Here is a 12,887-nt window from a genome sequence, read left to right on the forward strand (position 1 = left end):
CTGGCCACATGGACGCTCCTCCTCTTGTGATCGTCGACGCCGCCAACGTGGTCGGGTCGGTGCCCGACGGCTGGTGGCGCGACCGCCGGGGCGCCGCGGAGCGGGTACGGGACCGGCTCGTCCCGTACGCCGCCGAAGGGCTCCCGGGCTTCTCGGGTCCCCTGGAGCTGATCCTCGTGGTCGAGGGGAGCGCCCGCGAAGTGGCGTCCGTGCCGGGGGTGCGCGTCGACGCGGCGCCCGGCAGCGGTGACGACCGCATCGTGGAGCTGGTCGCCGAGCACCCGGACCGGGCGCGCCTCGTGGTCACGGCGGACCGTGAACTGCGCCGCCGGGTGGCGGAGCTGGGTGCGGAGGTCACGGGTCCGCGGACCGTCCGTCCGTAGCTCTCCGCCGTGAACGCGCGAGGAGAGAGCCGTCCGGCCCCGCGGTCCCCGGTGGACGGGGACGCACGGGGCCGGGCGATGACGCGGGTCGGCTATCGGGCGTCCGGGCCCGGCTTCGCGACCTGGTCGGCGGCGGCCGCCTGGTCCCGTCCGAGACGGCTGTGCGTGCGGCCGTACACGAAGTAGACGAGGATGCCGAGCGCCATCCAGATGCCGAACCGCAGCCAGGTCTCGGCGGGCAGGTTCAGCATCAGCCACAGCGAGGCGAGGACGGACACGATCGGCAGGAACGGCACCAGCGGCGTGCGGAAGGAGCGGGGCAGCTCCGGGCGGGTGCGACGGAGGATGACCACGCCGATCGCGACGACGACGAAGGCGAACAGCGTGCCGATGTTCACCAGCTCGGCGAGCTCGCTGAGGCTGGTGAAGCCCGCGAGGATCGCGATGATCACGCCGAGCAGGATGGTCGGCCGGTGCGGGGTCTTGTACTTCGGGTGGACGCGCGAGAAGAAGCGCGGCAGCAGTCCGTCGCGGCTCATCGCGAAGAAGACCCGGGTCTGGCCGAGGAGCAGGATCATGCAGACGGTCGTCAGGCCGACGGCGGCGCCGAAGCTGATGAAGCCCGCGAACCAGGGATGCCCGGTGGCCTTGAACGCGTCGGCGAGCGGGGCGTCCACGGACAGCTTGCTGTAGTGCTGCATTCCGGTCACCACGATCGCCACCGCGACGTACAGCGTGGTGCAGATGAGCAGCGAGCCGAGGATGCCCCGGGGCATGTCCCGCTGGGGGTTCTTGGTCTCCTCGGCGGCCGTGGCCACGACGTCGAAGCCGATGAAGGCGAAGAACACGACGGAGGCGGCGGTGAAGATGCCCATCACTCCGAAGTTGGAGGGCGCCCAGCCGAACATCAGCTGGATGAGCGGGGAGTGGATCCCGCCGCCCGCGTCCACCTCCTGCGCCTTCGGGATGAACGGGTCGTAGTTGTCACCCTTGATGAAGAAGGCACCGGCGATGATCACGACCAGGACGACGGTCACCTTGATGGCGACGACGACCGAGGTGACCCGGGCCGAGAGCTTCATGCCGAGTACGAGGATGCCGGTGAGAACCAGCACGAGGGCGGCGGCGAGGATGTCGAACCCGAAGCCGTCGGCCCCTTCTCTCCCGCTGAGGGCCGCCGGCAGCTGCCAGCCCGCGTTGTCCAGCAGCGAGGCGATGTAGCCGGACCAGCCGACCGCGACCACCGCGGTGCCGAGCGCGAACTCCAGCACGAGGTCCCAGCCGATGATCCAGGCGGGCAGCTCACCGAGCGAGGCGTACGAGAAGGTGTACGCGGAACCGGCCACCGGGACCGTCGAGGCGAACTCGGCGTAACAGAGCGCGGCGAGCGCGCAGACGACCCCGGCCACGACGAAGGCCAGGGCGACGGCAGGACCGGCGTTGTTCTTCGCGACCGTGCCGGTGAGGACGAAGATGCCGGTGCCGATGATGACGCCGACGCCGAAGACCGTCAGATCCAGGGCGGACAGGGATTTCTTGAGCGCGTGCTCCGGTTCCTCTGTGTCCTGGATGGACTGCTCGACCTTCTTCGTCCTGAAGAGGGTGCTGCTCACGGGCGTACCTCCCACGCTTGTCGTCCTCGACATGATCGAGAGGGGGCGTAGTCCGTATGCCCCGGCGCGTGGGTCTTCACGCGAATGGGCCGGTCTCACCACCGTAAAGGGTGGGGAAACCGGCCCACTCGGCCGTGTCAGTCGCGGACGGACTCCGCCGGGGCGTGGGCCTGGTCGAAGCGTCCGTCGAGCTTGGAGACGAGGCCGGTGACCTGCCGGGCGATGTCCGGTGCGGTCAGGCCGATCTCGGCCATGACCTCCTTGCGGGAGGCGTGGTCGAGGAACCGCGGCGGGATGCCGAAGTCGCGCAGCGGGATGTCCACACCGGCGTCGCGCAGGGCCTGGGCGACCGCCGAACCGACACCGCCGACGCGGGAGTTGTCCTCGACGGTGACGACCACGCGGTGCTGCTCGGCGAGCGGGGCCATGGCCTCGTCGACGGGCTTGACCCAGCGGGGGTCGACGACGGTGGTGGTGATGCCCTGCTTGTCGAGGAGGCCGGCGATCTCCAGGCACATCGGCGCGAGGGCGCCGACCGAGACGAGGAGCACGTCCGGTGTGCCGGTGCCGGGCTCCCGCAGGACGTCCATGCCGCCGACGCGGCCCACGGCGGGTACGGCGGGGCCGACGGCGCCCTTGGAGAAGCGGACCACGGTCGGCGCGTCTGTTACGTCGACGGCCTCGCGCAGCTGGGCGCGGACCTGGTCGGCGTCACGCGGCGCGGCCAGCCGCAGGCCCGGTACGACCTGGAGGATCGACATGTCCCACATGCCGTTGTGGGAGGCGCCGTCGGTGCCCGTGATGCCGGCCCGGTCGAGTACGAAGGTGACCCCGCACTTGTGCAGGGCCACGTCCATCAGGACCTGGTCGAAGGCGCGGTTGAGGAAGGTCGCGTAGACCGCGAAGACGGGGTGCAGGCCGCCGGTGGCGAGACCCGCCGCCGACACGGCACCGTGCTGCTCGGCGATCCCGACGTCGTACATGCGGTGCGGGAAGGCGTCCGCGAACTTCTTCAGGCCGACCGGCTGCAGCATCGCCGCCGTGATGGCGACGACGTCCTCCCGCTCGTTGCCGAGCTTGACCATCTCCTCGCCGAAGACGGAGGTCCAGTCGGCGCCCGAGGCCTTGATCGGCAGGCCCGTGTCGGGGTGGATGGGGCCGATGCCGTGGAAGCGGTCCGCCTCGTCCTGGAGGGCGGGCTGGTAGCCGCGGCCCTTCTCGGTGAGGCAGTGCACGATGACCGGGCCGCCGAAGCGCTTGGCGCGGGCCAGCGCGGACTCCAGGGCCTCGATGTCGTGGCCGTCGATCGGGCCGACGTACTTCAGGCCGAGGTCCTCGAACATGCCCTGCGGGGCGATGAAGTCCTTGAGGCCCTTCTTCGCGCCGTGCAGGGTCTCGTAGAGGGGCCTGCCGACGACGGGCGTGCGCTCCAGGAGGTCCTTGCCGCGGGCCAGGAAGCGCTCGTAGCCGTCGGTGGTGCGCAGGGTCGCCAGGTGGTTGGCGAGGCCGCCGATGGTGGGGGCGTACGAACGCTCGTTGTCGTTGACGACGATGACGAGCGGGCGGTCCTTGGCGTCGGCGATGTTGTTGAGGGCCTCCCAGGCCATGCCGCCGGTGAGCGCCCCGTCGCCGATGACGGCGACCACGTGGTCGTCCTTGCGCAGGACCTCGTTCGCCTTGGCGAGGCCGTCGGCCCAGCCGAGGACCGTGGAGGCGTGCGAGTTCTCGATGACGTCGTGCTCGGACTCGGCCTGCGAGGGGTAGCCGGACAGGCCGCCCTTCATCTTCAGCTTCGAGAAGTCCTGGCGGCCCGTGAGCAGCTTGTGGACGTAGGACTGGTGTCCGGTGTCCCACAGGATCCGGTCCCTCGGGGACTCGAAGACCCGGTGCAGGGCGATGGTGAGCTCGACGACGCCGAGGTTGGGGCCGAGGTGGCCGCCGGTCTTGGAAACCGCGTCGACGAGGAAGGTCCTGACCTCCTCGGCGAGCTGGTCCAGCTGCTCCAGGCTGAGCCGGTCCAGATCGCGCGGTCCCTTGATGCGGGTCAGCAGCGGCACCCGTGCCTCCTTGCAGTAGAGCTGATCGAGCTTTGCCGGGCCTGTCGAGTCTAATGTTCCGCCTTTCACGGCGGCGCCCGGGCTGCGCGTCATACATCACGCGATCGGCCGTAGGACATCTCGCCCACGGCCCCTGCCGCCAAACGCGTACGAACGCACGAAAGTGCCCGACACCGGCAAGGGTGTCGGGCACTTTCGTCCGAAGGGCCGCGCCCCGTAAGGGGCGCGGGGAACTGCGCGACCAGCCACGACGGCCCGCAGCCCTCCATGACCGGCAAGCCCTCCGGTCCAGCCGCGCAACCGCGAAGCGTTATGCGCGCCCGGCGGTCTTCTGCGTCTTGCGGGTGACCGAGTCGATGACGACCGTGGCGAGAAGCACACCACCGGTGATCATGTACTGGACCGGCGTGGCGATGCCCTCGAGGGCCAGGCCGTACTGGATCGAGGTGATGACCATGACACCGAGCAGCGCGTTCCACGTGCGTCCGCGGCCACCGAAGAGGCTGGTACCGCCGATGACCGCCGCCGCGATGACGTTCATGAGAAGGTCGCCCGCGCCGGCGCTCTGGTTGGCCGCGGCGATCTTCGAGGCCCAGAACAGACCACCGACGGCGGCGAAGAAGCCCGCCAGGGCGAAGACCGAGACCCGGACCGCGGTGACGTTGATGCCGGCACGACGGGACGCCTCGACGCTGCCGCCGAGCGCGAAGATCTTGCGGCCGTAACCCGTGCGGCGCAGCACGAAGTCGGTCACGACCAGGACCAGGACGAACAGCAGCAGCGCCAGCGGGAGGCCCTTGTACTGGTTGAACATGATCGCCGCGGCGAACGCGACGATCGCGAGCAGGGCCGTGCGCAGTACGAGGTCGCCCAGCGGCCGGGACGGGATGCCCGCGGCCTCGCGGCGGCGGCTGTCCAGGAAGCTGGTGACGAAGAAGAGCACCACGGCGACGGTCGCGAGACCGTAGGCGGCGGCGACGTCCGAGAAGTAGTACGTGGTCAGCTTGCCGACCAGGCCGTCGCCGTCGATGTTGATGGTGCCGTTCTCGCCCAGGATCTGGAGCATGAAGCCGAGCCAGAACAGCAGGCCGGCCAGGGTGACCGCGAACGCGGGCGCACCGATCCTGGCGAAGAAGAAGCCGTGCAGCGCACCGATGAACGCGCCGCTCGCGAGGGCGACAAGGATGGCCAGCCACTCGTTCACGCCGTGGGTGACGCTGAGCACGGCGGTGATGGCACCCGCCACACCGCTGACCGAGCCGACCGACAGGTCGATCTCGCCGAGCAGCAGCACGAAGATGATGCCGACGGACATCATGCCGGTGGCGACCATCGCGACGGCGATGTTGTTGAGGTTCTCGGCGGAGAGGAAGGCCGAGTTCAGGCTCTGGAAGATGATGCAGATGATGATCAGGCCGATGACGACCGGGACGGAGCCCAGGTCGCCGGCCCGCATCTTGCGCTTGAACTCGCCGACGTAGCCGGCCAGCCCCTCTTCGCGCACGAGCAGCCGGGGGTCGACCACGGTCACCGCGGCGGCGGCGGCCTCGGGGTTCGCGACGACGTGCTCGTCCTTCGTGACGGAGGTCTTGTCGGTGCTCACTTCTGAGCCTCCCCGTTGCTGCGCGCCGCACGACGGGTCACGGCGTTGTCCGTGGCGCCGGTGATGGCGGAGATGATCTCTTCCTGTGAGGTGGCCTTGACCTCGAAGACGCCGTTGTTGCGGCCGAGCCGGAGCACGGCCACCTTGTCGGCGACGGCCTTCACGTCGGCCATGTTGTGGCTGATGAGGAGGACGGCGTGGCCGCGCTCGCGCAGCCGCTCGACCAGGTCGAGGACCTGGGCGGTCTGCTCGACACCGAGGGCCGCGGTGGGCTCGTCGAGGATGACCAGCTTGGGCTCACCGAGCATGGAGCGGGCGATGGCCACGGTCTGGCGCTGACCGCCGGACAGCGAGGCGATCGGGATGCGCACGCTGGGGATGCGGATCGACAGCGTCTGGAGCAGTTCGCGCGAGCGTCGCTCCATCTCGACCTCGTCCAGGATGCCGCGCTTCTTCAGCTCGCGTCCCAGGTAGAGGTTGCCGACGACGTCGATGTTGTCGCACAGCGCGAGGTCCTGGTAGACGGTCGCGACTCCCAGGCTCTGGGCGTCGTGCGGCCTGTTGATCTGGACGGCCTTGCCGTCCCATTCGATGACACCCTCATCGATGGGGTGCACGCCGGCGATCGTTTTGACCAGCGTGGACTTTCCGGCGCCGTTGTCGCCGACCAGGGCGACCACCTCACCGGCGTGGACCTCGAGCTCTACGTCGGTGAGCGCCTGAACGGCACCGAACCGCTTCGAGACCCCGCGCAACGCCAGAACAGGCGTAGCGGACACGTGAACCATCTCCTTCGCCGCCTGACCCGGCGGGAGGTTGTGCAGAAGAGTTTGGGGGATGAAGCGTTCCGTCCGGCGCCCCGCCCTAGCTTGCGGGGCTGGTGGTTGCGGGGCGCCGGATGGGCTTCGAGTACGACCGTCCCTCGTGGGCATCTCGCCCGTACGGGAATCCAGTGGCGCGGATTCCCGTACGCGGTGAGGGACTTGCCGGTACCTACTTCAGGCCGGCCTTGTCACAGGCGGCCTTGAACTTGGGGGTGCAGATCTCGTTGACGGTGTAGATGCCGTCCTTGATGACGGTGTCGTTGATGTTGTCCTTGGTCAGCGAGATGACCGGGACGAGCACCGACGCGATGCCCTTGGTGGTGGGGCTGTCGACCGAGTCCTTGGCGATGGAGTCGAGCTTCTCGCCCTTGGCGAGGGCGACGGCCATCTCCGCGGCGACGTCCGCCTCCTGCGGGTAGGGCTTGTAGACGCTCATGAACTGCTCGCCCGAGACGATGCGCTGCACGCCCGCGAGCTCGGCGTCCTGGCCGGTGACCGGCGGGAGCGGGGAGACACCCGCGGCCTTGAGGGCGGTGATGATGCCGCCCGCCATGCCGTCGTTGGCGGAGTAGACGCCGACGATCTTGTTCTTGCCGATCGCCGAGATCGCGGCTTCCATGTTGGCGTTGGCGTTCTCCGCCTTCCACTCCTTGGTGTCGTACGACTTGGCGATGTCGACCTTGCCCTCGAGCTCGGACAGCGCGCCCTTCTTGAAGAGGGCGGCGTTCGGGTCGGTGACCGCGCCGTTCATCATGACGATCTTCGCGGAGGGCTTGGCCTTGTCGCCCAGGGCCTCCAGGAGCGCCTTGCCCTGGACGCGGCCGACCTCTTCGTTGTCGAAGGAGGTGTAGGCGTCGATCGGGCCTTCGGCGAGGCGGTCGTACGCGACGACGGGGATGCCGGCGTCCTTGGCCTTCTTGACGCCGTTGGCGATGGCCTTGGAGTCCACCGCGTCCACGATCAGGACGTCCACCTTGTTGGTGATCATCGTCTCGACCTGCTGGGACTGCGTGGTCGCGTCCTGCTTGGCGTTGGCGTAGACGACCTCGCCCTTGCCGTTCGTGAGCTCCTTGACCTTCTTCTCGATCAAGGGCTTGTCGAACTTCTCGTACCGCGCGGTCTGGTTCTCCGGAAGAAGGAGGCCGACCTTGATGTCGTCACCCTTGGCGGCCGACTTGGTGGAGTCGCTCTTGTCGCCGGACTCCTCGGCGCTGCCACAGGCAGCAAGCGAGACGGCCATCGCACCAGCGGCAACGGCAAAGGCGGCGCGACGCATACGCGTGTTCACTTCAGAAACCTCCCTGACGAGGCCGCGACGTTGCGGCCGAGGTGGCTGGAAGTCAACTCGGCCACAAGTGCGACGTCAAGAAGTAAATCCTTAACGAGATGGCAACGGTGCCATCCGTTCTCTAAGTGAAGGCAGGCGTGGCAGCAGTGAGCGATCCGTCCAAAAGGGTTGAATCGCCCATCTCGCTGAGCGCGAGGGCGAGTGCCCCGAGGACCTCCGCCCGACCGCCAAGTGCCCCTGGCAGAACGGATAGTTGACGCGCCGCACTGGGGATCGCATAGCGGCCGACGGACTCCCTTATGGGTCCTAGTACGAGCTCTCCGGCCTCGGCGAGATCACCGCCGAGCACCACACGGCTCGGGTTGAGCAAGTTGCAGAGATTGGCCACTCCACTGCCGATGTGTCGGCCGACGTCGGCGATCACCCGACGGCAGCCAGGGTCTCCGTCCCGCGCCAGCCGTACGACACCTTCCATGGTCAGGTCCGTACCGTGGCTGGACTGGAGGAGCGGCAGCACATAGCGCGCCGCCGCGAAGGTCTCCAGGCAGCCCCGGTTGCCGCAGCGACAGACGGGGCCGGACTCGTCAAGAGTAATATGCCCGATTTCTCCCGCTGTGCCACCCGGGCCGCGATAGATCTTGCCGCTGATCACGAGTCCGGCGCCGACACCGCTCGCGACCTTGATGTACGCCAGGTCGCGCACGCCACGGCCGCTCCCCCAGACGAGCTCGCCGAGGGCTCCCAGGTTGGCGTCGTTGTCCACGTGCACCGGCACGCCCAGCCGTCCGCCCAGCTCCTCGGCGGGCTTGGTGCCGGTCCAGCCCGGCAGGATCGCGGTGGAGCCGAGCGTCCCGGACTCCACGTCGATCGGCCCGGGCACGCCGAGGCCCACTCCCGCGATCTTCGTGCGGTCCACGCCGGTGGCCGCGATCAGGCGGCTGACCAGCTGTTCCGCCCGGTCGAAGCCCTGTGCGGCGGACGCGTCCACGTCGAGCGGCTCGGATTCCTCGGCGAGCACCTGGTGCGCCAGGTTCCCGACCGCGACCCGTAGATGCGTATGGCCGAAGTCGACCCCGATCACGATGCCGGCGTCGCCGCTGAGGCTGACGCTGCGGGCCCTTCGGCCGCCTGCCGAGGTGGGTGTGACCTCGACCGTTCCGCCGTCCTTCAGCTCGCGCACGATGTTGGAGACCGTGGCCGCGGACAGCCCCGTCGTCCTCGCGATCTCCGCCTGCGTGAGCGATCCGGCCAGGCGCACCGCGCGTACGACCCGTTCGAGATTGGCTCGGTGCAGCGACGACTGCGACCCCGGAGTCTCCACGACGACCTCCTGCGTACGGGGTCGCCTCGGTGAGACCCCGTCTATGTCCAACTAGTGAACTCTAAGCTGAGCCGTTTGGGTTGCCTCCCGTCAAGAGGTTGAGCAAGAGAGGGGCCTGCCGGCGCCCCTACACACCAGGGTGGCCCCGGCTCCAATCCGGGACCACCCTCGCAAACCGAACCGACGGCCGAACCGTTATTTCAGCGCGCCCGCTGTCAGTCCCTGCACGACCTGGCGCTGGAAGACGATGTACGCGGCGAGCACCGGCAGCATGGCCATCACGAGGCCCGCGAAGAGGCCGGACCAGTCACCCTTGTAGCCCTGGCTGACGGCCAGCTGGACGAGTCCCTGGGTGAGGACCTTGTTGTCCGGTTCGGTGTTGAGCACCGTCGGCAGCATGTACTGGTTCCACTGCCCCAGGAAGTTGAAGATCGTGATGCTGATCAGGCCGGGCTTGGCCATCGGCAGCATGACCTGGAAGAACGTCCGGGTGTGCGACGCGCCGTCCACGAAGGCCGCCTCGGCCACCGAGGTCGGCAGCGTGCGGAAGAAGGACGTCATGAAGAACACGGTGAACGGCAACGAGTAGCCGATGTAGACCAGGATCAGTCCGGGCAGCGTGTTCAGCAGCGCGAGGTTCTGCATGACGTAGAAGAGCGGGACCAGCGCCAGGATGATCGGGAAGCTCATCCCTCCGATGAACAGGAAGTAGATGAAGCGGTTCCCGGGGAACTCGAAGCGCGCGAGGACGTACGCGGCCATGGAGCCCAGCAGCATGGTGCCGAGGAGCGAGAACCCCACCACGATGATCGTGTTGAGGAAGTAGTCGCTCATGTTCGCCTCGGTCCAGGCGCGCGACCAGTTGTCGAAGTGGAGCGAGTCGGGCAGCGCCCACGGCGAACTGAAGATGTCCTTGTCCGTCTTGAACGAGGTCATCACCGCCCAGAGCAGCGGCAGCACGACCATGAACGCCCAGAGGATGAGGAAGCCGTGCGAGAAGATGTTGAGGGTCCTGCCGGTGGCCTTCTCGCGCGGCGCGGGCACGGGCACCGACTTGGTGACGGGCGCCGTCCTTCCGGTGGTCTCGGCGGGGGGAGGCGTGTCGGTCGTCTTCACTCGTGGCCTCCTCGCGGCTCGGTGAGCTCGGTCTGCATCAGTACTCCAGCCGCTCGCGCCGGCCCAGCTTCATCACGACCGCCACGAACAGCAGCGTCACGACGAGCAGGGCGACACCGATCGTCGTCGCGTAGGCGGCCTGGCCGTCGCGGAACGCCTTCTGGTAGACGTACAGCGGCAGGACGGTCGTCGAGTAGTCGGGACCGCCGCCGTTCGGGCCCACGGTCATGATCTGCACGACCGCGAAGGACTCGGCGCCGAGCGCCAGGATGCCCACGTAGGCCCAGCCGGACTGCACGGTGTCCCACAACAGCGGCAGCGTGATCTTGAAGAACGTCGTGACGCGGTTCGCGCCGTCCAGCAGCGCGGCCTCGTAGTAGTCCTTGGGAATGGAGGCCATTCCCGCGGAGAAGAGCACCACGAAGAATCCGACGGTGCACCAGACGAGGACCGCGAAGACGCACCACAGGGCGAGGTCGGGGTCGCCGAGCCAGTCCGGCTGGACGCTGTCCAGACCCACCGCCTTCAAAGCGGAGTTGATCGCGCCGCTGTTGGGGTTGTAGGCGAACTGGAACAGCAGGGCGACGATCGCGATCGACAGCACCTGGGGAAAGAAGTAGACCACCTTGTAGAAGGACGAGCCGCGGACTCCGGAGATGGCGGCGTTCTTCCGGCGCATTCCGCCGACATTGAGCATGAAGGCGAAGAAGAGCGCCATGGTGAGTGTCACCAACGGCAGCAGCAGGACGAACAGCACACTGTGCTGCAACGACTTCCAGAAGACCTCGTCGTCCAGCATGCGCGTGTAGTTCTTGAAGCCCACCATCTTGAACTCGGGGCTCAGACCGCTCCAGTCCGTGAACGAATAGTAGATGGACTGGACGAAGGGCCAGATCACGAAGAGGCCGTAAATGGCCAGGGGCGCCGTCAGGAACCCCACGATGAAACGGTATTTGCCGTGTTGCATTCCTACCGACCCGATCTTCCCGCGAGGGCTGCCGTCGACGCCGCACAACGAGACCCGGGGCCCCGGACACCGCCCGGGGCCCCGGCCGCGCTCACTGGTGCTTGTAGTGCTGGATGTTGTCGTCCTTGGCCGCCTCGTCGGCGTATCCCTGGATCTTCTTGATGGCCTCGACCGGCGTGAGCCGCCCCGCCATCATCTCGCCGAGGCCGCCGACGCCGATCTTCTCCTTCTGCAACGCCACGTACCAGTCCTGGATACGCGGGTTGACCACGTTGTCGCCGGCCTTTTCCAGGGCCGCGACACCGGACTTCAGACCCGGCGTCAGCTCGATGCCGTCGGTGCCGCCGTTGAACGCGGTCAGCGACTTGACGGACGCGGTGAAGTTCTTCGACGAGGCCTCACTGAGCATGATGCGCAGCTGCTCCATGCCGCCGTCGGTGTTCTTGGCCTTGGCGGGCACGATGAAGGGCTCGCCGCCCGACGCCCAGATGGTGCCGAAGGGCATCTTGTCCGAGCCGTCGATGCCGCTGGGCGCGTTCACCGCGAGGTCGAAGTCCTTCGGCATCGTCTTCGCCGCCTCGTTCTCCACCCAGGAGCCGTTCGGGATGAAGAGCGCCTTGCCCTCGGTCCAGGCCGTCTGGGACTGGATGTGGTCCAGACCCGGGGTGCCCTTGAGGATGTAGCCCTTCTTGTAGAGCTCGTAGTAGGCCTCGAAGCAGGTCTTGACGGCAGGGTGCTTCCAGGCGTTCGGCTCCAGGTTGTCGATGGCGTCGAGGACCTCGCGGCCGCCGACCTTGGCGATCATCGGGTAGAGCGAGAAGGGGATGTAGTACGGGTGCTTGCCCGCGTACGTCCAGCCCGCGATGCCCTTCTTCTTCGCCTTCGCGCAGACCGCGAGCATGTCGTCCCAGGTCTCCGGGTACGTCGCGTCGAGGGACTCCAGCGCCTTCTGCGAGTACCAGACGCCGTAGACGGTGTACGCGTAGTACATGATCCAGACCGGGTCGCCGTCGAACTGGCCCATCTCGACGATGCCGGGGCGCAGGGTGTCCCGGACCTTCTTGCTCGGGTCGTCGACGGACGGCGCGTCGAGGAGCGGGGTGAGGTCCGAGAGCTGCTTCTTGCCGACGAGGACGCCCATGTCCATCTGCTCGGCACCCGAGTTGTCGATCAGGTCCGGCGGGGTCCCCTGGTTGAAGCGCGGCTGCAGGACCGACTGGATCTTCTGGGTGGAGGAGAACTTGACCTTGGCCTTGGGGAAGTTCTTCTCGTAGACCGCCTTGGCGTCCTCGGCGTACTTCGTGCCGAAACCGCCGTCGAAGATGACGATCTCGAGCGGAGCGCTCTCGTTGACCGCGAGCGGGTTCTCCTTGGACTTCTTTCCCTTCTCGACCTTGTCCTCGCTGCCGCTGTCGCCGCTTGCGCACGCCGACAGGAAACTCATCGTGGGTACGGAAATCAGACCGAGCGCGGCGGACCGCTTGATCAGGTCTCGGCGGCCGACACCCTCGCGGTTGTTGTGGGCGGAAGTGGATCCCATGCTCAAGTCCTCGCCTTCATCAGGACTCAGGCGGTGAACCGGACCCTCCCCGGCACCGCGATTGGTACTGCATTACCCGGGGGAAACCCCCGGCCCCCCGGTGGGAAATCAGGTCGGACAGGTTGCCCGGCGCTTCCGCGAGGGGACGTCAGTAGAGCTGGATCGTGCGTGGAAT

At 67.7% G+C, this 12,887-nt stretch carries 10 protein-coding genes; 1 reads left to right on the top strand and 9 read right to left on the bottom strand.

What is annotated here, in order from left to right:
• Nucleotides 1-8: 8 nt before the first annotated feature.
• The gene (locus tag KUF83_RS08225) at nucleotides 9-383 is read left to right on the top strand and encodes an NTP pyrophosphohydrolase (protein WP_217453923.1); all 375 of its coding nucleotides are present in this window, start codon (nucleotides 9-11) and stop codon (nucleotides 381-383) included.
• A gap of 92 nt (nucleotides 384-475) precedes the next feature.
• On the opposite strand, the gene KUF83_RS08230 is transcribed toward KUF83_RS08225, so the two are convergent.
• From KUF83_RS08230 to ngcE, 9 genes are all read right to left on the bottom strand, one after another.
• On the bottom strand, nucleotides 476-1,996 hold the full coding sequence (locus tag KUF83_RS08230) for an amino acid permease (protein WP_217453924.1): 1,521 nt from the start codon (nucleotides 1,994-1,996) through the stop codon (nucleotides 476-478).
• 137 nt (nucleotides 1,997-2,133) lie between these two features.
• Nucleotides 2,134-4,053, bottom strand: a complete 1,920-nt coding sequence (dxs, locus tag KUF83_RS08235; RefSeq protein ID WP_217453925.1) for a 1-deoxy-D-xylulose-5-phosphate synthase — start codon at nucleotides 4,051-4,053, stop codon at nucleotides 2,134-2,136.
• A 310-nt stretch (nucleotides 4,054-4,363) separates the two neighbouring features.
• Complete coding sequence (locus KUF83_RS08240; protein WP_217453926.1) at nucleotides 4,364-5,656, bottom strand: sugar ABC transporter permease; 1,293 nt, start codon at nucleotides 5,654-5,656, stop codon at nucleotides 4,364-4,366.
• The gene (locus KUF83_RS08245) at nucleotides 5,653-6,444 is read right to left on the bottom strand and encodes an ATP-binding cassette domain-containing protein (protein ID WP_217453927.1); all 792 of its coding nucleotides are present in this window, start codon (nucleotides 6,442-6,444) and stop codon (nucleotides 5,653-5,655) included. Before KUF83_RS08245 ends, KUF83_RS08240 begins: the two co-directional genes overlap by 4 nt.
• A 205-nt stretch (nucleotides 6,445-6,649) precedes the next feature.
• On the bottom strand, nucleotides 6,650-7,756 hold the full coding sequence (locus tag KUF83_RS08250) for a sugar ABC transporter substrate-binding protein (RefSeq protein ID WP_217453974.1): 1,107 nt from the start codon (nucleotides 7,754-7,756) through the stop codon (nucleotides 6,650-6,652).
• Nucleotides 7,757-7,889: 133 nt separating this feature from the next.
• On the bottom strand, nucleotides 7,890-9,089 hold the full coding sequence (locus KUF83_RS08255; RefSeq protein ID WP_217453928.1) for an ROK family transcriptional regulator: 1,200 nt from the start codon (nucleotides 9,087-9,089) through the stop codon (nucleotides 7,890-7,892).
• Nucleotides 9,090-9,284: 195 nt separating this feature from the next.
• Nucleotides 9,285-10,205 carry a carbohydrate ABC transporter permease gene (locus tag KUF83_RS08260; protein WP_217453929.1) on the bottom strand — a complete coding sequence of 307 codons (921 nt, stop codon included), beginning with the start codon at nucleotides 10,203-10,205 and terminating at the stop codon, nucleotides 9,285-9,287.
• A 37-nt stretch (nucleotides 10,206-10,242) separates the two neighbouring features.
• Nucleotides 10,243-11,172, bottom strand: a complete 930-nt coding sequence (locus KUF83_RS08265; RefSeq protein WP_217453930.1) for a carbohydrate ABC transporter permease — start codon at nucleotides 11,170-11,172, stop codon at nucleotides 10,243-10,245.
• A 91-nt stretch (nucleotides 11,173-11,263) separates the two neighbouring features.
• On the bottom strand, nucleotides 11,264-12,712 hold the full coding sequence (gene ngcE, locus KUF83_RS08270; RefSeq protein WP_217453931.1) for an N-acetylglucosamine/diacetylchitobiose ABC transporter substrate-binding protein: 1,449 nt from the start codon (nucleotides 12,710-12,712) through the stop codon (nucleotides 11,264-11,266).
• Nucleotides 12,713-12,887: the final 175 nt, after the last annotated feature.

Origin of the sequence: Streptomyces sp. BV286, assembly GCF_019090165.1 — a bacterium.
GTDB lineage: Bacteria > Actinomycetota > Actinomycetes > Streptomycetales > Streptomycetaceae > Streptomyces.

Excerpts from the sequence above, each read along its gene's own strand:
- KUF83_RS08225 (WP_217453923.1), top strand. The coding sequence starts at position 9 with ATGGACGCTCCTCCTCTTGTGATCGTCGACGCCGCCAACGTGGTCGGG.
- KUF83_RS08245 (WP_217453927.1), bottom strand. The coding sequence starts at position 6,444 with ATGGTTCACGTGTCCGCTACGCCTGTTCTGGCGTTGCGCGGGGTCTCG.
- KUF83_RS08250 (WP_217453974.1), bottom strand. The coding sequence starts at position 7,756 with ATGCGTCGCGCCGCCTTTGCCGTTGCCGCTGGTGCGATGGCCGTCTCG.
- KUF83_RS08265 (WP_217453930.1), bottom strand. The coding sequence starts at position 11,172 with ATGCAACACGGCAAATACCGTTTCATCGTGGGGTTCCTGACGGCGCCC.
- ngcE (WP_217453931.1), bottom strand. The coding sequence starts at position 12,712 with ATGGGATCCACTTCCGCCCACAACAACCGCGAGGGTGTCGGCCGCCGA.